The organism is Olsenella kribbiana (genome assembly GCF_036408795.1).
GTDB classification, from domain to species: Bacteria; Actinomycetota; Coriobacteriia; order Coriobacteriales; family Atopobiaceae; genus Olsenella_L; species Olsenella_L kribbiana.
Genome location: NZ_JAZGJP010000001.1, coordinates 312,166 through 333,553 on the forward strand (window position 1 = coordinate 312,166; position 21,388 = coordinate 333,553).

Below are 21,388 nucleotides of genomic sequence, written 5' to 3' on the forward strand. Positions count from 1 at the left end.
GCTGCTACATGTGGGTCGGTGCGCTCACGCCGATGAGGGAAAGCGTGAGGGCAAGGACGCGTCTCACCGCATCGCAGGCTGCAAGGCGGGCACGCGAGAGCTCAGGATCGACCGGACGTCCCTCGCTCGGAAGCACCTGGCAGACGCCGTAGAACGCGTGGAAGTCTCCTGCAAGCTCCTCGGCGTAGTGCGTGAGGCGGAACGGCGCCCTGTCGCGCGCGCATCCTGCCACGAGCTCCGGAAACTCGGAGAGCTTGCGGGAAAGCGCAAGCTCGGTCGGGTCGGACAGGAGCGAGAGGTCGTAGTCGGTACCGATCGAGCGCTCTGCCACGGCGTCCATGCCAAGAGGCTCGGCCTCTTCGAGCTCGAGGCCTGCAGCACGCCTGAGGATCGAGCAGATGCGGGCATGTGCATACTGCACGTAGTAGACCGGGTTGTCGTTGCTCTTCCTCTTCACGGCCTCGATATCGAAGTCGATTGTCTGGTTCGAGCTCTTGGAGATGAGCGTATAGCGCACGGCATCAGCGCCGACCTCGTCCAGAAGCTCGCGGAACGTGACCATGACACCCTTGCGCTTCGAGAGGCGGATGGCCTGGCCATTCCTGAGCAGGTTCACGAGCTGGCCCAGGAGCACCTCAAACTCGCCCGGATATCCCAGTGCCTCGCAGGCGGCATTCACGCGGGCAATGTAGCCGTGGTGGTCTGCACCCCAGATATCGATCACATGGTCGACGCGCTGGAACTTGTTCCAGTGGTAGGCGATGTCAGAGGCGAAGTAGGTGTACTCGCCGTTCGTCTTCACGAGGACACGGTCCTTATCGTCGCCGAACTCGGTCGAGCGGAACCAGAGGGCACCGTCGTCCGTGCGGTAGAGATAGCCGCGCTTGTCAAGTGCAGCAAAGGCACGCTCGACCGCATTCGTGCCGGTCTCGTCCTTCTCATAGAGGCTGCGCTCGCTGAACCAGACATCGAAGTCGCAGCGGGCATCATGGCAGGTCTGGCGGATCGTCTCGAGCATTGCCTTGTAGCCGCGCTCGCGGAACTCTGCCACACGTGCATCTGCCTCTGCCTCGACCCAGCGGTCGCCGTCGGTCTCTGCGAACCTGCGCGCAAGCTCGATGATGTAGTCTCCGCCATAGGCATTGCCGCCGAGATCGGTATTGAATTCGTCCATGTAGGGATGGGTCTCAGGGGCTTCATCCTCTTCGTCTTCCACATAGCGGGCACGGTCGGCAAAGAGCGCCTCGGCAGCGCCATCGAGGCCGCAGGAGTCCTTCTCCATGATCTCGAAGAGCTGGAGATAGCGCTTCGAGACAGAGCGGCCGAACACGTCCATCTGGGAGCCGTGATCGTTGATGTAATACTCGCGCTCGACCTGGTAGTTCGTGTGCTCGAGGACGCGGCAGAGCGAGTCTCCGAGTGCGACCCAGCGGCCATGGCCCACATGCATGGGGCCGGTGGGGTTTGCAGACACGAATTCGACCTGGACCTTCTGGCCATGTCCCACATCGGACTTGCCGAAGTCGGCACCCTGTTCGATGACCGTGCGGAAGATCTCGTTGTTCGCACCGGTCGAGAGATAGAAGTTGATGAAGCCGGGGCCGGCGATCTCGACCTTGTCGATCTCCTTCGAACCCTCGATATGCTTCGCGATGGCAGAGGCGATATCGCGCGGCTTCATGTGGGCAAGCTTTGCAGAGCGCAGAGCCACGGTCGAGGTCCAGTCGCCGTGGGACGTATCGTTCGGACGCTCGAGGCCCACATCTCCCACTTCGAATGCAGGAAGGTCTCCCTGCTCCTGAGCCGCGCTGATAGCGGCACGCACCAGCTGATCGAGGTTCTCGGGCATCTCCGACAGCTCCTTTTCTGATATAGGCGCATGTGCGCCCGTTGTATGCAACAGAAGAAAAGATACCACCCTGCCCATCTGAGCAGGGTGGCATCGCCACTTTACGTGAAATATGCAGCCTTAGGCAAGCGTATGGCGGCCAGAGCCGGCGCGCTCCTCGCGGGCAAGGTCACTCCTGAGCTTGGCGAGGCCTGGCTCCATGCCCACCGGATAGAACTGGGGGTTCAGGAAACGCTTGACGGCCGGATCGAGGTGCATGAGGGCCTCGCGGCAGCGGTGCTTCGACTGCTCGAGCGTCTGCTGCTCGCCGAAGCGCCTGCCATCCTCCACAAGCTGGACGAGGAGCTCATGGGACTCATAGCCGGAAACATCATAGGTGTAGTCGGGATCCATGATATCGACGATGGTCGAGGTCGTATCCCGTGCGACGGAGTCGTCGACGATCATGTCGCCCACCGGCACGCCCTCAGCATCGGTGAAGCGAAGGATATGCTGGATGCCCGGAATCGTGCGCTTGTAGCTCATCTCGGATAGCTTGATGACAGGGGTCCACTTGTCGGCACCCTGCGCCTTCGTGGCAGAGAGCTTGTAGACACCGCCCAGAGACGGCTGCGGGTCGCAGGTGGCAAGCTTCGTGCCGACGCCGAAGGAATCGAGCGGCGCTCCCTGCGCGAAGAGCGACTGGATCGTGTATTCGTCGAGGTCGTTCGAGACGGAGATCTTCACATATGGAAGCCCTGCCTCATCAAACTCCTTGCGTGCAAGCTTCGAGAGCTTTGCAAGGTCGCCGGAATCGATGCGGATGGCAGCGAGGCGCTCGCCCTTTGCCTCCATCTCCTTCGCAACCGTGATCGCGTTCTGGATGCCCTTCTTCACGTCGTAGGTATCGACAAGAAGGACGCAGTTCTTCGGGCTCGACTTCGCGAAGGCACGGAAGGCCTCAAGCTCGGACGGGAATGCCATGACCCAGGAGTGGGCATGGGTGCCGAAGACGGGGATGCCGTAGATCTTGCCGGCAAGGACATTCGAGGTCGAGGAGGCGCCGCCCACATAGGAGGCACGGGCGACCGCAAGGCCGCCGTCAGGACCCTGGGCACGGCGGAGGCCGAAGTCAGACACAGGATGTCCCTGGGCAGACTGGACGACGCGGGCAGTCTTCGTGGCCACGAGCGTCTGGAAGTTCACGAGGTTCAGAAGCGCTGTCTCCATGAGCTGGCAGTCGATGATCGGTCCCTCGACCCTGACCATAGGCTCGCGCGGGAAGACGATGTCGCCTTCTGGAACTGCCCACACGCTCACATGGAGACGGAAGTCCCTGAGATAGTCGATGAAGCCCTGCTTGAACATCTTGCCGCCGCCCGGTGCCGGAAGAGATCCGAGATAGGAAAGCGCATCATCGTCGAACACGAAGTTCTCGACGAGGTCTGCAATCTGGCCCATGCCGCAGGCAACGGCGTAGCCACCTCCGAACGGATTCTCGCGGAAGAAGACATTGAAGCATGCCTGGGTATCGGCAAGTCCCGACTCCCAGAATCCCTGAGCCATCGTGAGCTCATAGAGATCGGTGTTGAGCGCGACGTCAGTCGGCTTCGTCCTATCGGTCAGCGACATAAAGGAAGACCCCCCTGTACTGTCAGCCTGATATGCAAGCAGGTAAAGGGTACCACTTTTCCTGCATATCCCCTCAGCAACGCGCAACTAGTGGGAGAAGATGTTGACAAGAAGAAAGATGATTGCGAGGCCGACGACAGCTACAATCGTGATCTTCTGGCCGAACGGCATCTTGAGGTCGTCGTCGGGCTCCATGAGCTTGCGTCCGCGCTCGCGCTGTGCCTGCTCGCGCCTGATCTCTTCCTGCTCCTTTGCGGCCACGGCCTTCTCGGACCTCAGGTGCTCGAGCTCGGCGCGCTCCTGTGCTGCCTTGGCAGCTTCCTGGCGCTTTGCCTTCTCGGCCCTCAGCTCCTCGAGCTCGCGCCTCTCATCATCAGTGAGCTCCGTGCCCTTGTTCTCATCCATTTCCTTCGCCAATCTATTGGTAGATATCTGCATTGCCTTGATGTGCTTATTCCCTCAGCGGCGCTCTTCCATCAGAGCTCCGGGCCTTCCACGCCGGTTGCATCGAAGGCAGGCACGAAGCTCTCCGAGACCGTGCCGCCCTGCTGCCACCAGAGGCGCTCGAAGCCGAGCTCGTCCGAATGGTCAAGCACCTTTTCATACTCCGCATCCGTGACAGCGCCTGCAAGAGGGCCGCCCATCTTCCGGCAGCGCTCGTTTGCCGTGTACTGGTTCATGACAGAGATGTCGACATCGTTGCCGCAGAGCTCCCAGACGCGGTCAAGCACATGGCAGGAGTCATCGGCGTGCGACGGCAGTACAAGGTGTCGGACGATGATGCCCTGGAGCATCCGTCCGTCTGCATCCTCAATCCTTCCGCCTTTTGCCGTGAGCGCATCATGCATATGCCGCAGCGCTTCATGGGCCACAGCCGGGTAGTCCTTGGCCCCAGAGAGCTTGCCAGAAAGCTGTGCTGATGCGTACTTATAGTCCGTAAGCCAGATATCGATATCGTCTGCAAAGGCATCGACGAGCTCTGGCAGCTCGTAGCCCGACGTGTTCGCGACGATCGGAAGCGTGAGGCCGGCTTCCTTTGCAAGCAGGAGCGCCTCATGCACATAGGGTGCATAGTGGAAAGGCGTCACGAGATTGATGTTCAGGGCTCCCTGGTCCTGGAGCTCGAGCATGATCTTTGCCAAGCGCCTGACCGTAATCTTGTGGCCGAAGCCTTCCTGCGAGATGTTGTGGTTCTGGCAGAAGATGCAGCGCAGAGGGCAGCCAGTGAAGAAGATGGCACCCGACCCCGCCTCTCCCGATATCGGCGGCTCCTCCCAGAAATGGAGTGCGGCACGTGCGATCCTGAGATCTGCCGTGGCACCACAGAGCCCTGCCTTGCCGGCTGCGCGTACAGCGCCGCAGTGCCTGGGGCAGAGCGTGCAGGAAGCGAATGCATCCTCTGAGAGGAAATCCATAAGTCTCCTTCATGAAAGAAGACCCGGATGCAGAAGCATCCGGGTCCGATAGACGAATGGTGGAGATGAAGGGATTCGAACCCTCGGCCTCTGCCTTGCGAAGGCAGCGCTCTCCCAGCTGAGCTACATCCCCGTCTGGGCAGTGCGTTAGATATTCTCGCAATTCGAGCAGGTCGTGTCAATGCCCAATTTCTGGCTGCACATAGTAAAGGCAGCAGCAGCACGATGCAATAGATGCCGCCTCCTGCAGAACGTTTATGAACCCACCTTGCTAAGGTGGGTGTCCTCGTCGCCTGTTCCAGCTTCCTTAACACCGAAGGATACCTGTACTGGGAACGAGATATGGACTCCCTGTAAATACGTGTCGGTTCACCCAGTTTGTGCTGCAGGGGGACGGCACCACTCATGATAGGAAATGTCTCGTGCCTTGCACAGTCTTGACTTGTGGCTTGCAAACGGGAAATACTTGAGGTTGGCTGCAGCAAGCTAATACTTCTGCCTGCTTTGTGGCAGGCGTGAGTGCTCTGTTTTCCTTGCCTTCTCTTTCCGGTATGATTGAGAGGTTCTATCTCATTCACAGCTGATCCGAAGCAGGAGGTGTGGCGTGCATATCGAGCACTGGGTGCCCTATATCCTGCTCTTTCTGAGCGCACTCGTCACGACGCTTCTGACGACGCCTCTCGCTTCGAAGATTGCCTGGAAGGTCGGCGCTATCGACTACCCGGAGAAGCGCCGCATCAACAAGACGCCGATTCCCCGCATGGGCGGCATTGCAGTCTTCTTGGGTCTTTTCGTCGCGCTGCTTCTCCAGGTCTTCGGCTACCGCTATCTGGGCTGGCCCTTCTCGATCATGCCGCCCAGAAGCCGCGCCATCAGCTATCCGCTTCTGGGCTTGGCTATGCTCACGATCTTCGTGACAGGCCTTCTCGATGACAAGTTCTCCTTGAAGCCCCACCAGAAGCTATTCGGCCAGGTGCTCGCTGCAACCTTCGCCGCCTGCTCGGGCCTTGTTATCGGCAATATCGTGAGCCCCTTTACAGGCGAGTTCATCGAGCTCGGCATCTGGACCTACCCGATCACCGTCATCTATCTCGTTGCCTACGTGAACATCTTCAATCTGATCGATGGTCTCGACGGCCTTGCCTCAGGCATTGCCGTCATCGCAAGCTTCACGATGTTCATCATCGCCTTCGGCGGCGGCCGCTTCGATGCCGCAGGGCTCTCCATTGCCCTTGCCGGCGCCTGCCTCGGATTCCTGAAGTACAACTTCCACCCAGCATCAATCTTCCTCGGCGATTCGGGATCGATGCTCATAGGATTTGCCCTGGGCACAATCTCTCTTCTGAACGTCACGCGCATTGCCGGCCTCACGACGATCATCGTCCCACTTGTCATTGCCGGCATCCCCATCATCGATACCTTCTCTGCCATCGTCCGGCGCATGCGTGGCCATGTGAGCATCGGACAGGCTGACCGCGGCCACATCCATCACCGCCTCATTGCAGAAGGCTTCAACCAGCGCCAGGCCGTGCTTCTCATGTATGCCTGGACAAGCGTCCTCTGCATAGGCTCGTACGTCATGACGCAAGTGACTCTGTGGCCCCGCATCGCAATCTTCTTCCTGCTCTTCGTGATCTCAGCGCTTTTCTGCCGCCATCTCCACCTCTTCGAGCCGGTGCTTCTGCACCACCAGGACCCAGACACGGGAGACGATACCCTCATCACGCCGGACGACCCTGCCTTCAAGGCAGAAGAGGACAAGCTCGAGCATCACAGCCACCATCACCTGCACTGAGACTGGCACATCAAGACGCACAAGGAGCCTTCGCCTATGAAAGACGGAGGCTCCAATCTTTGTATGCAATGCAGCGTCGCTTTGCCTGATATTTATAGATCCTGTCTCGATCGCTCCTCAGGGGAGTCCCCTGGCCAGCGCCTCCAGAATCGACCTCAGCGCTTCCAGTATTGCATGTGAACAGGGAGCCATGAGTCTTCAGACATGAGCTCATATGCGCTCTGAGAGCGTCTGGGATGCAGGCCATCCTGCAGGGGTGAACAGGCTGCGTGCCTCCATACATGCAGGCATGATGCCTGGCACTGCGCTCTCCCCCTTTCGTGCTCAGCAAAAAAGCGCCCCCGCACATCTGTGCAGGGACGCTCATTCATTCACCTAGCGAGACGGCTTAGGCAGCAGCGAGGGCCTTCTTGGCAACCTCAGCGAGCTTTGCGAAGGCCTCGGCGTCGTCGTAGGCAATCTGTGCGAGGACCTTGCGGTCGAGATCGACGCCGGCGAGCTTGAGGCCGTGCATGAAGTTCGAGTAGTTCAGATCGTTCATGCGGGCAGCAGCATTGATGCGCTGGATCCAGAGAGCGCGGATGTCGCGCTTCTTGTTGCGGCGATCGCGGTACTGGTACTGGAGGGAGTGGGCAACCTGCTCCTTCATGCCGCGGAAGGTGCGGGAGGATGTACCGTAGTAGCCCTTGGAAAGCTTCTTCAGGGTCTGGCGCTTCTTGCGGCCAGTGACTGCGCGCTTGACACGTGCCATATATAATCAACTCCTATTAGCTGGATGCAATGCTTACTTGCCCATGCGGGCGGAAATAACCTTCACGTCTGCAGGAGCGACGGTGGTCTCCTGGCGGAAGCCACGGATGCGCTTCGGGGACTTCTTGGTCAGGATGTGGCTCTTGTAAGCCTTGGCACGCATGATCTTGCCAGTACCCGTACGGCGGAAGCGCTTTGCCGTACCCTTGTGCGTCTTCATCTTAGGCATACTCAGTTCTCCTTCTCTGTCTCGCTATCTTCTCCCGTGTCTACGTTGTCGAAGGCACCCTTGATGGGAGAAAGCAGCATGTGCATGTTACGGCCTTCCATCTTCGGCTGCGAATCAACCGTAGCGAAAGGCTTGAGCTCGTCCGCAAGCTTCTCGAGAACCATGAGACCCTGCTCAGGATGCGCCATCTCGCGGCCGCGGAACATGATCGTGACCTTGACACGGGCGCCCTTCTTCAGGAAGCGGAGCACGTGGTTCTTCTTGGTCTCGTAGTCGCCCTTGTCGATCTTCGGGCGGAACTTCATTTCCTTGACTTCGATCTTGGCCTGGTTCTTGCGGGCCTGCTTGGCCTTGCGGGCCTGGTCGTACTTGTACTTGCTGTAGTCCATGACCTTGCAGACGGGAGGCTCTGCGTTGGGGGCAATCTCCACGAGGTCCATATTCTGTTCCTCGGCAATGCGCAGGGCATCGCGGACGCCAAACAGACCAAGCTGCGAGCCATCCACACCAATCAGACGGCAAGTACGAGCAGAAATCTCCCCGTTGATGCGGGGCTCATCGGACTTAGCTATCGCCGACACCTTCCTCTCTCTGGCAGTTGCCTGCCATATAAAAGAAAATCTCCCGGCACGCGAAGCAGCAGCCAGAAGACATGGGCCCAAAAGGGTGAACTCATATTGTCTGACCAGACAGCTGCTCAAGGCGCCGCAAGGTGGGGACGCATGCGCATCCCACTTCGTTAACACGAAAAGACAGTGTACGCCTCAGACCGCATGCATGCAAGTCGGAGCCGCTCTTCGCTATCTCTTCACAGCACATCATAGCAGAAGGGCCCTCAGCTCGTACGCTGCTTTGTGGGAAACGTTTATCCCTGCAAACATTCGCTGCCCAGCTGCCTGCCACTTGCTACACTAGTCGATGCACATTCGCACGGACCGAGGAGCTGTACCTCATGCAGGAATTCGAACTTAGCGTCAATGGCCTCAAGGTCAAGGCCGCCTATGACTCGGCTACGATCGATGGAGTGCTCACACCTCTCGTGAAGCGCTGGTCGAACCTCGCCCGCGGCCTCGGCAGGCGCATGATCGTCTTCATGGCAGGAGCGCCCGGCACCGGCAAGTCATGCTGCGCGCAGACGCTTGAAGAGCTTTCGCTTTCGGTCGAAGGGGCACTGCCCTTGACGGCTGTAAGCCTCGACGGCTTCCACTACCCCAACTCCTATCTGAGATCGAATGTGGCCGACGTCGATGGCCGCGAAGTGCGCCTCTCTGACATCAAGGGCGCACCCGAGACCTTCGATCTCAATGCCTTCCGCGCAAAGCTCATCGAACTCAAGCGTGGCAAGCGCGTCCTCATGCCTGCCTACAGCAGGAAGACCCACGAGGTCGAGGAGAACGCTATTGCCGTCGACACGAGGATCGTCCTCATCGAGGGCAACTACCTGCTTCTCGACGAGCGGGGCTGGAGAGGCCTCTGCGCCTACTGCAACGATTCCGTCTTCATCGAGGCCACGCCCTCCGAGCTCAAGGCACGCCTCGTTGAGCGCAAGGTCGAGGGCGGCATGAAGAAGGCAGAAGCCGAGGCATTCTACGCGAAGAGCGACAGGAGAAACGTCGAGCGTGTTCTGGCGCACCGTGTCCCCTGTGCCGTTACGCTCGAGCAGTCAGGCATCAACCATCTCTCCAAGAAGACAGCACCTTCAAACCCAGAGGACCAGCTCCGCTAGCCGAAAACACATCTCAGCAAGAAAGAAGGCCGGAAGCGTGCTTCCGGCCTTCCTTCATCTTTTGATGTCCTATCGCTATCAGATACGTCTGCACGTACGTCATGCTTCCCGATCCAGTTGCCTGTCCTGGCCGACTCCATAACGCACCATCAAAGATAGGCATCTGCTATGCGCTGAGCATTCGTGCGAAACAGCGCTTCAGTCTCGTCTGTCTCCACATACATATCGGTATCCATCGCCTCGGCATAGCTCTGTTCCTCCAGCATCGCTTCAGCCTGTGCATATGCGTTCTCATACGCTTCATCCCGCACAGATTGGGTCCGCGTATTCAGGGACGAGGCTTCTGTCGCCTCATAGGGCGATTCAGGAAAGCAGCCATTCAAGATATTGAGATCGAGGTTCAGCCTGCCATCCACGTCACCGAGCGGCAGCACGCTGTAGACCGTTGGAGCAAACATGAACCTGCATTCAGATGGATTGCTCGTACCATCCGACGGGAGGCAGCAAAGAAACACGAGATACTGGCGTCCGGCACATGTCGGCGTGAGATAGCCCGTATAGGGGCTGCGCGTCGAGCTCGCACCTATCCGAAGACCGCTTCCGCCATCGTTCTGTCCATCCTTGCTGACTGCAAATTCCTGATAGACGGAAATCTCATCGCCTGGCACGAGCTGCACGCCAGGAAGGGCATAGGCTGCTCCATCAGCCAGAAGGCGAGATTCCTTTCCAAGGCCGCGAATCACACGGTCTACCCTATAGCTGCTCGCAAAAGCCCGGTACCCATAATGCGACTCATCCGTAGCCGTAACAATCATGATTGCATCGGCATACTCGCCCGGATCTGCCAGCTGGAGACCCAAAGCTGCAGACTTCTGCGCTGGAGTGAGCGAAGCATCCCCATCGGATCCATAGCGCACTCTCCATGCCTGCTCCACCTCGTCTGCATCTGACAGAGCAGCGTATCGCTTGGGCAGATAGTGCACTTCATAGACCGCAGACGAGAGTCTGTCTGCATCCTTTCCATCGACATTGGTGAGGCTCGTCCTGAACAGAACCGCAATTACGACAATGAATGCCGCTGCAGCAGCGATTGCGACAAGAGCCAGGCGCCTATGCCCATGTCTGCAATGCATCTTCATCGCCGCTCCTTCCCAACAATCCTTCCATCCTGCAGATGGACATGGAGATCAAACAGGTCTTCAAGCTGTGGCTGGTTATGGCAGGAAATGAGGAGTGTCACTCCAGACGCATGCATCTTCCGAACAATGTTGAGCACCAGCTCTATACCATCCGTATCAAGCGCATTGGTGGGCTCGTCCATGATCAGGAGCTCAGGTTCTTCCATGATGGCTTGGGCAAGGTTGAGCCGCTGCTTCATGCCGAGGCTGTATTCAGATACTGGCCGCCCGTCATCAGCATCCAGCCCAACCAGCTCGAGCGTTTTTGCAATCTCTCCGGGGCCAATCAGCTTCCTGATGCCAGCAAGAATCTCGAGATTGCCTTTCCCTGATCGGTATTCCCAGAACCCTGTGCCATCAGCCATGTATCCAAGACGCACTGGATAGGCTTTCATGCGGTCGAGCAGCTTGCCGCCGACAAGTATCTGTCCTCCGTTGATGCGCACGAGACCAGCGACAGCCCGGAACAGCATCGATTTGCCGGACCCATTGACGCCAGTGAAGCCCACGACTGAGCCGTCAGGAATCTCGAGGTCTATATCATCCAGAACAGCGCGCCCGTGTATCTTCTTCGTGACATGCTCGATCTTTACTGCAGCCATGGCACTCCAATCAGGCTTCGACGTGAGGAAAAAGCAGCAGAAACGTGGCAATAGCAGCAAGGAGCCAGACATCCAGACACAATACGGCCTGAAGCAATGCAGCAAGATTCGTCTCGAGGCCAGCCACAAGAGCATTGGCGCTGAATCCCCAGCATGCAGGGAGCAGCCTTAAGACAAGGGAATCGGATGGCAGCGACGCGACAGCCATGCAGGATACGATATAGAGAAGGACAGATACGCCAGCAGAAGAGCGGCTCTGTCCATCTCTTGCAAGGAGCGAGCCTATCAAGTTATACACAGCTGCAGACAAGCATGACAGCAATGCCGAGAAAGAGATGAAGGTTATGAACGAGCCATCATCAAGCTGCCATCCCATCAGGAATCCGGCCAATAGCTCTGACACTGCACTGAGACACGCAACGAGCATTTCCGCAGCAAGAAGGCTCGCAGCACCCTGCAGCAGCATGCCACGAGGATTCTTCATGCGGAACCTGATGAGCGGGCCATGCTGAAAGGAAGGATCTGTCGCCACATCTGACAGCAAGAAGATGTTGAGAGCAGCCGGTGCCATGCTGCCGAACTGCCAAAGAATTGCATTGCCCTGCTCCCCTGCATCGACAATGCTTGCCCCTCCCACAATCTCAGCCATCAGGTAATCCGATGTGTTCGCAAGCGGTGCGAGCGCACACAGGAGCGCTGCGCCTGCACAAATCATGCAGCGTATCATCTGGCCCTTTTCAAGGAGAGGATAGCCTGTCATCTGCCTTCGCCCCCTGATGGCACATCGCACAATTCCGCCATCAATCTGATAGATGAAAGGATTGCAATGCAGATGAATAGCTGGCGCAGAAGGACAGCCAGCGCATTTCCGACACCGTTCTGCATGTCCTGCACTATCATCCAGCCAAAATGCAGCATGTCGATCGATCGCAGCGGCGATGCACCGAGAAAATAGCCAAAGAAGCCATAGCCCAGAGCCACGAGCACCGCAGCCCTCTCGCCGGCTGCAATGCAAACCGCTACAAGCAGCAGCGCACAGCTGATGAAGTATGAGCAGGCTGCCAATGTCCAGAGAAGCCAGAACAGGCTGCCCGCTGCATCCATGCAGCCAATGAATGCTGCTTCCAGAGCCAGCCCTATCGAGACGGCCATTCCTGCCACAAGCGCCAGAAGAAGGCAGTCCCGCAGAGTACACTTCACTGCATCCGCAAAGCCGTTTCGCCTCACTATCAGCATGGAAGATGTGATGCCAGCAAGCGATGGCACAAGCAGGACAATGCAGGCTGGCGTATAGAAGAGAGCATTCAGAAGTTCGTGGGAATAGGTCCCATAGAGCTTCATGAAGGATTCGGATGGAAGAGCCTGCCGAGAGGGGCTTCCGTACATGGCGAGCATGACAGGGACGGATGCGATATAGAGAGCAACGCTCAAAAGCAATTGCTTTATCCCTGGGACCATGAGCCGGCCAGCGCCTTTCATTGCGGATCACCCTTGAGCAGAAACTCGGATACTGCAGCCAGCAGTACTGCTGCTGCAAGCACCAGCAAAGGTACAGAGAACATCCCTACAAGAGAGAGATCTTCTGCCCGAGAGATGGTCAGGGTAAGATTGACGAGAGGATTCCACTCGGGTGGAGCAATCTGCGTCGCAACAATCACGAATGCCATCGGAAACGCGAGCACCAGAAGCGACTGCTTTGGCAGATAAAGCGAAAGGGCTGCGGCAAACATGACCAGCGCTGAGATGTAGAACGCGTCATATGCCAGATAAGCCAGATTCAGCAGGTAAGGGCTCAGGGAGGCCAGCGCCCCAAAAGGGAGCCGTGCCGCGTAGTCGGAGTATTTCAGCATCGAAGCCGCATTGCTGCCGAATCCTATCTGGAATGCATCTATGCTCGAGTCATAAGGAAATACCAGCAGCTCCAAAATCTGAGAAGCCGCAATCATTGCAGCTACATAGACGAAGCATCCAATGAATGCAGCTAGAAGGAATGAAGCGAAATAGGTTCGCCTGCCCATCCTTGTTGCCAGAATTGCGTATCTTCCAGAACGAAGATCGCGGCAGAAGGAATCTCCTGCAGCCATGCAGCCAAGCGTCGGAATAACGAAACCAAGCATATAGACCCAGAGATACGAATACATGCTTTCATAATTGCCCATCCACCCGATAGCGGCCGAGGGCAGGGAGCCGACATCGCTTCCCCAGAATCTGACAAGGCCTTCAGCGAAGACTACCGCAATGCCCAGCGCTGCAAGTGCAACGGCAGCAAGATACCGAGGCGATTCGAAGACATTCCTGAGCTGGAAACGTATGGCCGGAAGCATCCTCATGAACACGTCCCTCCCCTGTAGCATGCCAAGTACATGAGGGGGCATTTCACAATGCCCCCTCGAGTAGCCGATGCTAGCCGTTCAGATTTTGCCAGCCTTTCACGTTGTCCACAATTGGTCCATAGCCAAGCTCTCGACCGTATAGAGTTGCATAGCCGCTATAGCTTCTGCCGCTATCTTGGTAGGCTCCCCAAGCATGCTCTCCGCGATTCAAATCGATTGCAGCTCCAATATAAGTGCCGTCTGCATTATCAACCCAGAAATGTCCGCCGGCAGATGAATCGCTTGCCACTTCAACGTAATATGCCTGAGATGAACTGTATTTGGTTCCAGATGCAATCCAAGTTCTACCTTGCCACGCTGCTAGGTTCGCTTCAAAATAAGCACCCGCAGCAGGAGCAGCAACTGCCAGTACCATCGATGCGGCAACAATGCCGCCAGTTAATAATTCCTTGACTTTCTGATTCATGATGCGTCCTCTCCTCGCCTCTGACCTTTACAGCCCATGTCGAAGACGCTTAATCTGTCCAAACAATAGATATCGTTTCAGAAGATGAGCTCTTCTGTGCATTGAGATTCCTATTGATTGGGTACTGCAGCCGAATCCATTCCTCATTTTTTACACATCCAAATATTCGACTTCAGAAATTGTAATGTCAGTTTACCTTTTATTTCTTTGAAATTTCATGATTGTATAAGCACTCAGCAAGTGGCAGCATTTCAGCGACCAATGGTTTCGTCCAGAGGTTTTGCAAAGCATAGACAGCAGAAGGACGTAATAGTCTTCCTAACGAAACTGCCTCTTCAGGCTGAAAGGAGCTCCGCTTTCAAAAAGCGCATCTCAACAAGAAAGAAGGCCGGAAGCATGAGCTTCCGGCCTCATCCATATCGCTGGTGCCCGAGGTGGGACTCGAACCCACACGGCATTGCTGCCAACGGATTTTGAGTCCGTCACGTCTACCAATTCCATCACTCGGGCATATGTGCCTTCATCAGGCTCCCAAACTATACCAGATGCCAGGCATCCAGAACAGCCCATTTCTCTGTCTCTATATGAAGAGAGCCCCTATCCGGGGCTCTCAGGACACTCGATGGTGTCGGAGGCGGGACTTGAACCCGCACGACCTTTTAGTCAGTCACTAGCACCTCAAGCTAGCGCGTCTGCCAATTCCGCCACTCCGACATGCGTTGTGCGCAAGTGGTACTTTAGCATACTTCCCAAGCCACACAGCCGACTATTTTCGGAAGTTCTTGGCGCTGCACATTTGGCACAGCCTAGTGCATGCCATCAGATGCATGTTCCCCGTCCTGGAGCCAGGGGTTGTGCGCCAGCTCCTCTGCCATCGTCGTCTCGGGACCATGGCCGCAGAAGAGCGTATAGGAGGCGGGGATGCGGCGCTTGAGCTTGGCAAGCGTCTCCATGAGCTCTGCATGGCTGCCGCCAGGAAGGTCGGTCCTGCCGCAGGAGAGATGGAAGAGCGTATCTCCCACGAAGGCAAAGCCTTCTCCCAGAAGCACCATGCCGCCCGGCGTATGGCCCGGCGCAGCTATAGCCTCGAAGGAGAGCTCATCGAGCTTCCATGTGTCCCCGTCATGCAGCAGCTCATCGGCATCGGGAATCTGCTCTCCGTATGCCATGCCCGAGCCGTCCACCTTGCCGGAGTGCTCCTTTGCCCACGCATAGTCCGCCTCAGGCATCATGAACCTGGCACCGGTAGCCTCCTTCAGGGCACGCACGCCCGACACATGGTCGTTGTGGCCATGCGTGCAGACGATGAGGTCGACCGTGACATCTTTGAGCTCCTGGGCGATGCGTGCGCCCTGGTCTCCTGGATCGACCACCATGCAGTGGTCATTCGATATCACGGCGTAGCAGTTCGTCTGGAAGGGGCTTACCACGAACTGTCTGAGCTCTGCCATCTAGAGCCTCCTCTTCATCTGGCTCGACCCTTCGCCCGGCATGATGCGGCGGGCATCGAAGACCGATGGCACACGGCTCACGTTTGCGAGAAGCGGCATGAGCAGGCTCGCGTCGGAGATTGCGATGAGGAAACGCAGGCGTGCCACGCCCTGGGCAGACGTCTGGGTCGCAGCGGACAGGATATTGCCGCCAGAATCGTTGATTGCGATCGTGACATCCTTGAGAAGCCCCATGCGGTCCGATGCTTCGACGACGATCTCGACCTGGAACTCGGTAGCACCCGACGTATCCCACTCGACGTCGATCATGCGCTCAGGATGCTCCATGAGGCCCTTCACGTTCGGGCAGTTCGCGCGGTGGACCGAGACGCCGCGTCCACGTGTCACGAAGCCCACGATATCGTCGCCTGCAACAGGGTTGCAGCAGTGGGCAAGGTGGACCATCAGGTCCGGATCGCCCTTCACGATCACGCCGCAGCTCGAGCGCTTCTTTCTCTCCTCGCGGGTCGGCTTCGACGGCTTGATGAGGGGCCGGTCCTCCATGATGGCACGGCGCATCTCCTCTTCGCGGTCTGCCTGGGCCTGTGCCTGGGCATTGGCTTCAGGAGAGCCCTCGAGCATGACCTCTTCGAGGCGGTTCGCGACGATCTTCGGCGTGTACTTGCCGGCACCGATCGATGCCATGAGGTCGTCAACGGTATGGACATCGAACTGCGGCAGGACCTTCTCGCAGGCCTTCTGCACGCGCGGCGTGGAGATGCCGTAGCCGCGCTTCCTGAGCTCGTGGGCAAGGTCGTTCCTGCCGGTCTCCATATCGTCGGCACGGGTGACGGAAGCGAAGTACTTCCTGATCTTGGCTCGGGCCGACGGCGTCGCGACGATGTTCACCCAGTCGCGTGACGGCTTGGCATTGTTGTTCGTCAGGATCTCGACGCGGTCGCCCATCTTGAGGCGATAGGTAAGCGGCACGACGGCGCCATTGACCTTGGCACCGACGCAGTGGTTGCCGACCTCCGTGTGCACAGCGTAGGCAAAGTCGAGAGGCGTCGAGTCACGCCGGAGGCTCATGACCTCGCCCTTCGGCGTGAAGACGAAGATCTCGTCCTCGAAGAGGTCGACCCTCAGGTTGTTCAGGAACTCATGGGCATCGTCGATGTCGCCCTCGGTCGTCCACTCGAGGTTCTTCCTGATGTAGTTGATGGCAGAATCGATGTTCTTGTCGTCTGCGCTCATGAGGCCCTGGGAGTTGCCGGCCTTCTTGTAGAGCCAGTGTGCTGCGATACCATATTCTGCCTGCTCGTGCATCTGCACGGTGCGGATCTGGATCTCGATCGGGCGGGCATCGGGACCGATGACGGTGGTATGGAGAGACTGGTAGAGATTTGCCTTCGGCGTCGCGATGTAGTCCTTGAAGCGTCCTGGCAGAGGATGCCAGAGCGAGTGAACGGCACCCAGGACAGAATAGCACTCGCCGACCGTATGCACGATCACGCGAAGTGCTATGAGGTCATAGATGTCAGAGAACTCGAGGTCCTTCCTGAGCATCTTCTGGTAGATGGACCACAGATGCTTCGGGCGTCCCGTGATCTGGAAGTTCTTGATGCCGGCACGCTTGAGCTCGTCGTCCAGGACCTTTATGGCCTCATCGGTATCCTGCTCGCGCTGGGCACGCGAGTCCTGGACCATGCGGGCGATCCTCTGGTACTCCTCAGGCTCGAGGTAGTAGAACGCAAGGTCTTCGAGCTCCCACTTGATGGAGCTGATGCCGAGACGATCTGCCAGCGGCGCATAGACATCCATCGTCTCATGCGCCTTGAAGATGCGCCGATCGGGCGGCAGTGCCGCGAGCGTCCTCATGTTGTGCAGGCGGTCTGCAAGCTTGATGATGATGACACGGATGTCCTTCGACATCGCCAAGAACATCTTGCGCAGATTCAGGGCCTGCTTCTCGTCCATCGACTCGACCTCGATCGAGGTGAGCTTCGTGACGCCGTCCACGAGCTCTGCCACCGTCTCGCCGAAGCGCTCAGAGATGTCAGAGAGCGTGGCAGGCGTGTCTTCGACCGTGTCATGCAGAAGCGCAGCACAGATCGAATCCTCATCCATATGGAGCTTGTCGGCGAGAATCAGCGCAACCTCGACCGGATGGTTGATGTAGGGCTCGCCAGAGCGCCTTTTCTGGTCCTTGTGGAACTCGGCTGCAAAGTGATAGGCCTCGTGAATCTTCGAGACCGCCTCTTCGTCCATGTAGCGGGAGCAGGTAACCTCGAGGAGGCGCCAGTTGTCTGCATTCGGAATGGCCTTTTCTGCCATGGTTCACTCCTCTCCGTCGACGATACGTCCCATATGCGGGATGATGGGCCTGCAGAGTGCGCAGGTGAGCTCCTGTGCCGTTGCCGTGAGGATCCAGTCCCGGAACCGGGCGAAATCCTCGCGTGCACGCATGCCCTCGAGATAGCGGATGGACTGCTCGAGGTCCATGCGGGAAGGAGCGTCTGCCATGAGTATACGACGCTGGGATCCCCAGCCGCTCGTCGACAGGAAGCCGAGCTCCTGGAATATCTGGATGCCGGCAGAGACCGATCCCTCGTCGATGTGCGCTCTGTCGTCCATGGAGAGGCACGCCTCGGCGATATCGGCATTCGCCGCGTCGAAGCTGCCATCTCCACCTTCTGCCTTTGCAGCTCTGCCAAGCTGCATGAGCGTGCGATAGAGCACGACGAGGTCAGAGCGTGCAGGGGCAGCAGAGGCGATGATGCGCTCATCGATTCTGGCATCCCTGCTGCTGAAGAGCAGGTGCACCTGGGCAGGCTTCCCATCCCTTCCGGCACGGCCGCACATCTGGTTGAACTCAATCTCCGAGAATGGCATATGGAAGAGGACCGCATGCCTGATATCAGGGATATCGACACCCTCGCCGAAGGCAGAGGTCGCAACGATGCAGGAAAGGTCTCCCTCGCGGAAGGCACGCTCGACGCGCGCACGGTCGCGGCGCGTGAGCCCTGCGTTATAGAAAGCGATGCGTCCCGCTTCATCCGGCACGGCGTGCCTGAGCATCCTCACGAGCGCCACCGACTGCTCGCGGGAGTTCACGTAGCAGACGCACTTCTCCCCTGCTGCCACGATATGCACAAGCGCCGCCTCGCGGTCGCGCAGCTCGCGAAGATCGTCGAGCACAAGGTTCGTCCTGCTCGTTCTGTCGATGAGGACATTCGATTTCGGAATCTGGAGAAGCCGGCAGAGCTCTTTTGCCACCGGATCGGGTGCCGTCGCGCTGACTGCGAGGCAGACCGGATGCCCCAGAGCCTCCAGGATCTTCGGGAAGTCGCTATAGGCGTCTCTCTTTGCAGGCCCTGCCTGCCCCGCATGGTGGGCTTCGTCGACGACGACAAAGCCGATGCGTCCGCCCTTTGCGAAGCGGCGTGCATGGGCTGCGAGGAACTCGGGCGTCGTGAGCACGACGTCGACCTCCCCTGCAGCAAGCGCAGCAAAGATGTCCTCCCGCTCTCCCTGGCCTGTGGCACCGGTCAGGACGCGCACGGTCATGCCGAGAGCGCCGAAGGCTTCCTCGAGGTGGCATCTCTGGTCTGCGACAAGGGCGCGGAGCGGATAGACGAATATCGATGCCTTGTGCTCCGCGAGCGCCATGCGCGCGGCGTGGACGTGGAAGATGAGGCTCTTGCCACGACCCGTAGCCATCACGCAGAAGCAGGATTTGCCCGCGCCAAGGAGCGCGAGCGCCTCCCGCTGTGCCGGCAGAAGGTCGTGGTCGCCGATGAAAAGATGCGAGAGACGCTCTGCAAGCGCCTCAGGCGCAAGCCCCGAGAGCTCCTGGCGCAGTGCCTGCACGCCCTTGGCCGTCGAAGCTGCTGCCTGCACCTCCTTCGGCTGCCGCATGACCTGGATATCGATGGCGGCATCCTGGCTCCTTGTGGTGCAGACGACCTTCAGCACCTCGGCACGATAGATCGCGCCGGCATCGATGGCGGGCACAAGCGCTGCTGCGATATGATGGCGCAGATGCCCCAAGACCGTGCCTTCCTTCGTCACGAGGGCAAGAGAGCACATCTCTGCCGTGCCGTCAGAGCAGACGGAGAGCTCCTCGCCTTCCGAAAGACGCGTGGGGTCGGTTCCTTCCGGCATCCTCACGACACGGGTCCTGAACTTGAGCGCCTCTGCTATGCCTGCATGTTCAGGGACCGAAAGCACCTCCGAGGCGTGCTCGAAGAGCTCGTCGGCAAGCGTCGGCTCCGCCTTCTTGCTGTCCTCGTCAGGGGTCCTGTAGATGATGTCCTTGACCATGAGCTTCGGCTTCGTGCGCCCCTGCCAGGTTTCGTTCACAGCCTCGAAGACGAGGTCCACGGCCCCGTCATAGCCTGATGCCTTCTCGATGTGGGGCGTCCGGAACATGATGGCAGGCACGGCGTGCGTGCCATCGCTTGCAACGAAGCGCAGATGGTCGCCGTTCGTGCCTACACGCGCCCTGCCCCTCATCGTGACGCCGCAGACGCCGAAGAGCGGCTTCTTGTTGCCCATACCGAAAGGCTGGAGGATCTCAAGCGAGGAGATTGTCGGACGGTCAATCTCTGCGAGGGAGACGATCGCTGCGACCTCGCCCCTGTCCTCGAACTGCTCTGCAGGCAGGGCATCCATGATGGCTTCCATGCGGTCGCGGAAGGCATCGAGATTGGCGGCATCGAGCGTGACGCCGACTGCTCCTGCATGGCCGCCAAAGCGGATCAGGAGGTCCGAGCACTGCTCGACCGCATGGAAGAGATCGACAGAACCCACGGAGCGGCCAGAGCCTCTGGCAACGCCGTCAGAGATCGTGAAGAGGAGGGCTGGCACATGGTATTTGTTCACCATGCGCGAGGCGACGATGCCCTTGACGCCCTCATGCCAGCCTTCGCCGCCGACGACGATGACGCGACCGCCCTCGTAGAGTGCATCCACCATTGCCATCGCTTCGTCGGTAAGCGCTGCCTCGATCTCGCGGCGCTCCGAGTTGATGGCCTCGAGCTGGCCCGCAAGACGGGTCGCCTCCTGCTTGTCATCCGTAAGCAGGAGCTGGAAGGCCACATCGGTCGAGCCCATGCGTCCTGCGGCATTGAGGCGAGGTATGAGCGAGAACGGCAGGCTGTCTGCCGTGACCGTCGAGAGGTCGGTGCCCGAGCTTGCGGCCAGAGCGATGATGCCCGGACGGTCCGTCTTCCTCATCCGCTCGAGGCCATCGGTCACAAGTGCCCTGTTCTCGCCGCACAGGTCCATCATGTCGGAAATCGTGCCGAGGGTCGCGACCTCCGTGTAGTGCCGCCAGAGGTCGGGGTTCCCAAGCCTCTCGCCCAGGACCTGCACAAGCTTCAAAGCCACACCGGCACCGGCAAGGTCTCTGCTCGGGCAGTCTTCCGTCATTTTCGGATCGGTCACCGGCACGCCTTCAGGCACGAGGTCTCCCGGCTCGTGGTGGTCGGTCACGACGACGTCGATGCCCTCTTCCTTGAGCCATGCGACTTCGTTCTTCGCTGCTATGCCGTTGTCTACCGTGACGATGAGGTCGGGCGATGCCTTCTCCTGCACACGCGCGAGCGCCTCGCGCGAAAGGCCATAGCCCTCGCCGAAGCGGTTCGGTATGAACGGAGCGACCTTGCCTCCGAGCGCCCTGAGGCCGAGCGTCAGAAGGCAGGTCGCACTCATGCCGTCGACATCGAAATCGCCGAAGACCGCTATCTGCTCGCCACGCTCGAGCGCTGCCTCGACCCTGTCTGCTGCTTCCTTCATGCCTGGAATCAGCAGAGGGTCCTGCCAGTCACGATCGAGCGAGGGTGTGAGGAAGCGCTTCGCTTCCTCCACGTCGCGTATGCCGCGGGCGCACATCACGCGTGCCACAAGGGGCGCCACGTCGAGTGCATTCGCCAGCTTGGAAGCGGCCTCGTCATCTTGAGGAAGGACATCCCAGCGTCTGCTTCCCTTGAGGCCTGCCATA

18 protein-coding genes and 3 tRNA genes are annotated in these 21,388 nt (G+C 58.7%); 2 read left to right on the forward strand and 19 right to left on the reverse strand.

Going from position 1 to position 21,388, the window contains the following annotated elements; all coding sequences use genetic code 11:
- Window positions 1-4 precede the first annotated feature (4 nt).
- From argS to VXJ24_RS01445, 5 genes are all read right to left on the reverse strand, one after another.
- Complete coding sequence (gene argS / locus VXJ24_RS01425; RefSeq protein ID WP_330971132.1) at window positions 5-1,849, reverse strand: arginine--tRNA ligase; 1,845 nt, start codon at window positions 1,847-1,849, stop codon at window positions 5-7.
- A gap of 120 nt (window positions 1,850-1,969) precedes the next feature.
- Window positions 1,970-3,460: a nicotinate phosphoribosyltransferase gene (locus tag VXJ24_RS01430; RefSeq protein ID WP_330971133.1), complete on the reverse strand. Its 1,491-nt coding sequence runs from the start codon at window positions 3,458-3,460 to the stop codon at window positions 1,970-1,972.
- Between the two features lie 87 nt (window positions 3,461-3,547).
- A complete protein-coding gene (locus VXJ24_RS01435; RefSeq protein WP_330971134.1) occupies window positions 3,548-3,865 on the reverse strand; it encodes a hypothetical protein in 318 nt (105 codons plus the stop codon).
- A 71-nt stretch (window positions 3,866-3,936) separates the two neighbouring features.
- Window positions 3,937-4,875, reverse strand: a complete 939-nt coding sequence (locus VXJ24_RS01440) for a radical SAM protein (RefSeq protein WP_330971135.1) — start codon at window positions 4,873-4,875, stop codon at window positions 3,937-3,939.
- 57 nt (window positions 4,876-4,932) lie between these two features.
- Window positions 4,933-5,008 (reverse strand) — tRNA-Ala (locus tag VXJ24_RS01445).
- Between the two features lie 477 nt (window positions 5,009-5,485).
- On the opposite strand from VXJ24_RS01445, the gene VXJ24_RS01450 reads away from it, so the two are divergent.
- A complete protein-coding gene (locus tag VXJ24_RS01450; protein ID WP_430623804.1) occupies window positions 5,486-6,670 on the forward strand; it encodes an MraY family glycosyltransferase in 1,185 nt (394 codons plus the stop codon).
- A gap of 388 nt (window positions 6,671-7,058) precedes the next feature.
- Here VXJ24_RS01450 and rplT read toward each other — a convergent pair whose 3' ends face one another.
- The 3 genes from rplT to infC are packed head-to-tail and all read right to left on the reverse strand — an operon-like array spanning window position 7,059 to window position 8,230.
- Window positions 7,059-7,421: a 50S ribosomal protein L20 gene (gene rplT, locus VXJ24_RS01455; RefSeq protein WP_330971137.1), complete on the reverse strand. Its 363-nt coding sequence runs from the start codon at window positions 7,419-7,421 to the stop codon at window positions 7,059-7,061.
- A gap of 33 nt (window positions 7,422-7,454) precedes the next feature.
- Window positions 7,455-7,649 (reverse strand): 50S ribosomal protein L35, encoded by a 195-nt coding sequence (rpmI, locus tag VXJ24_RS01460; RefSeq protein ID WP_330971138.1) that lies wholly within the window; start codon window positions 7,647-7,649, stop codon window positions 7,455-7,457.
- 2 nt (window positions 7,650-7,651) lie between these two features.
- Entirely contained in the window at window positions 7,652-8,230 is a 579-nt protein-coding gene (infC, locus tag VXJ24_RS01465; protein ID WP_330971139.1) for a translation initiation factor IF-3, read from the reverse strand.
- Window positions 8,231-8,601: 371 nt separating this feature from the next.
- On the opposite strand from infC, the gene VXJ24_RS01470 reads away from it, so the two are divergent.
- The gene (locus VXJ24_RS01470; protein ID WP_330971140.1) at window positions 8,602-9,375 is read left to right on the forward strand and encodes a nucleoside/nucleotide kinase family protein; all 774 of its coding nucleotides are present in this window, start codon (window positions 8,602-8,604) and stop codon (window positions 9,373-9,375) included.
- A gap of 149 nt (window positions 9,376-9,524) precedes the next feature.
- Here the strand turns inward: VXJ24_RS01470 and VXJ24_RS01475 are convergent, their stop codons facing one another.
- The 11 genes from VXJ24_RS01475 to recJ all read right to left on the reverse strand — a co-directional run bounded on the left by VXJ24_RS01475 (window position 9,525) and on the right by recJ (window position 21,387).
- Window positions 9,525-10,514 (reverse strand): hypothetical protein, encoded by a 990-nt coding sequence (locus VXJ24_RS01475; protein ID WP_330971141.1) that lies wholly within the window; start codon window positions 10,512-10,514, stop codon window positions 9,525-9,527.
- Window positions 10,511-11,155: an ATP-binding cassette domain-containing protein gene (locus VXJ24_RS01480; protein WP_330971142.1), complete on the reverse strand. Its 645-nt coding sequence runs from the start codon at window positions 11,153-11,155 to the stop codon at window positions 10,511-10,513. The genes VXJ24_RS01475 and VXJ24_RS01480 overlap by 4 nt, the downstream gene beginning before the upstream one ends.
- Before the next feature lie 10 nt (window positions 11,156-11,165).
- A complete protein-coding gene (locus tag VXJ24_RS01485) occupies window positions 11,166-11,882 on the reverse strand; it encodes a hypothetical protein (RefSeq protein ID WP_330971143.1) in 717 nt (238 codons plus the stop codon).
- A 29-nt stretch (window positions 11,883-11,911) separates the two neighbouring features.
- Window positions 11,912-12,586, reverse strand: coding sequence for a hypothetical protein (locus VXJ24_RS01490; RefSeq protein WP_330971144.1), 675 nt, complete (start codon window positions 12,584-12,586; stop codon window positions 11,912-11,914).
- A 44-nt stretch (window positions 12,587-12,630) separates the two neighbouring features.
- A complete protein-coding gene (locus VXJ24_RS01495; protein WP_330971145.1) occupies window positions 12,631-13,485 on the reverse strand; it encodes a hypothetical protein in 855 nt (284 codons plus the stop codon).
- Between the two features lie 73 nt (window positions 13,486-13,558).
- Window positions 13,559-13,954 carry a hypothetical protein gene (locus VXJ24_RS01500; protein WP_330971146.1) on the reverse strand — a complete coding sequence of 132 codons (396 nt, stop codon included), beginning with the start codon at window positions 13,952-13,954 and terminating at the stop codon, window positions 13,559-13,561.
- Window positions 13,955-14,377: 423 nt separating this feature from the next.
- Window positions 14,378-14,464 (reverse strand) — tRNA-Leu (locus VXJ24_RS01505).
- Between the two features lie 113 nt (window positions 14,465-14,577).
- Window positions 14,578-14,668, reverse strand: a tRNA-Leu gene (locus VXJ24_RS01510).
- A gap of 92 nt (window positions 14,669-14,760) precedes the next feature.
- Window positions 14,761-15,405: an MBL fold metallo-hydrolase gene (locus tag VXJ24_RS01515; RefSeq protein ID WP_330971147.1), complete on the reverse strand. Its 645-nt coding sequence runs from the start codon at window positions 15,403-15,405 to the stop codon at window positions 14,761-14,763.
- Entirely contained in the window at window positions 15,406-17,718 is a 2,313-nt protein-coding gene (locus tag VXJ24_RS01520) for a RelA/SpoT family protein (protein ID WP_330971148.1), read from the reverse strand.
- A 3-nt stretch (window positions 17,719-17,721) separates the two neighbouring features.
- Window positions 17,722-21,387 (reverse strand): single-stranded-DNA-specific exonuclease RecJ, encoded by a 3,666-nt coding sequence (gene recJ, locus VXJ24_RS01525; RefSeq protein WP_330971149.1) that lies wholly within the window; start codon window positions 21,385-21,387, stop codon window positions 17,722-17,724.
- Between the last annotated feature and the right edge of the window lies 1 nt (window position 21,388).

Bases quoted from the DNA above. Each gene is read 5' to 3' on its own strand.
- argS (WP_330971132.1), bottom strand. From the start codon at position 1,849: ATGCCCGAGAACCTCGATCAGCTGGTGCGTGCCGCTATCAGCGCGGCT.
- VXJ24_RS01430 (WP_330971133.1), bottom strand. From the start codon at position 3,460: ATGTCGCTGACCGATAGGACGAAGCCGACTGACGTCGCGCTCAACACC.
- VXJ24_RS01435 (WP_330971134.1), bottom strand. From the start codon at position 3,865: ATGGATGAGAACAAGGGCACGGAGCTCACTGATGATGAGAGGCGCGAG.
- VXJ24_RS01440 (WP_330971135.1), bottom strand. From the start codon at position 4,875: ATGGATTTCCTCTCAGAGGATGCATTCGCTTCCTGCACGCTCTGCCCC.
- rplT (WP_330971137.1), bottom strand. From the start codon at position 7,421: ATGGCACGTGTCAAGCGCGCAGTCACTGGCCGCAAGAAGCGCCAGACC.
- rpmI (WP_330971138.1), bottom strand. From the start codon at position 7,649: ATGCCTAAGATGAAGACGCACAAGGGTACGGCAAAGCGCTTCCGCCGT.
- VXJ24_RS01470 (WP_330971140.1), top strand. From the start codon at position 8,602: ATGCAGGAATTCGAACTTAGCGTCAATGGCCTCAAGGTCAAGGCCGCC.
- VXJ24_RS01475 (WP_330971141.1), bottom strand. From the start codon at position 10,514: ATGAAGATGCATTGCAGACATGGGCATAGGCGCCTGGCTCTTGTCGCA.
- VXJ24_RS01480 (WP_330971142.1), bottom strand. From the start codon at position 11,155: ATGGCTGCAGTAAAGATCGAGCATGTCACGAAGAAGATACACGGGCGC.
- VXJ24_RS01485 (WP_330971143.1), bottom strand. From the start codon at position 11,882: ATGATACGCTGCATGATTTGTGCAGGCGCAGCGCTCCTGTGTGCGCTC.
- VXJ24_RS01495 (WP_330971145.1), bottom strand. From the start codon at position 13,485: ATGAGGATGCTTCCGGCCATACGTTTCCAGCTCAGGAATGTCTTCGAA.
- VXJ24_RS01500 (WP_330971146.1), bottom strand. From the start codon at position 13,954: ATGAATCAGAAAGTCAAGGAATTATTAACTGGCGGCATTGTTGCCGCA.
- VXJ24_RS01515 (WP_330971147.1), bottom strand. From the start codon at position 15,405: ATGGCAGAGCTCAGACAGTTCGTGGTAAGCCCCTTCCAGACGAACTGC.
- VXJ24_RS01520 (WP_330971148.1), bottom strand. From the start codon at position 17,718: ATGGCAGAAAAGGCCATTCCGAATGCAGACAACTGGCGCCTCCTCGAG.
- recJ (WP_330971149.1), bottom strand. From the start codon at position 21,387: ATGGCAGGCCTCAAGGGAAGCAGACGCTGGGATGTCCTTCCTCAAGAT.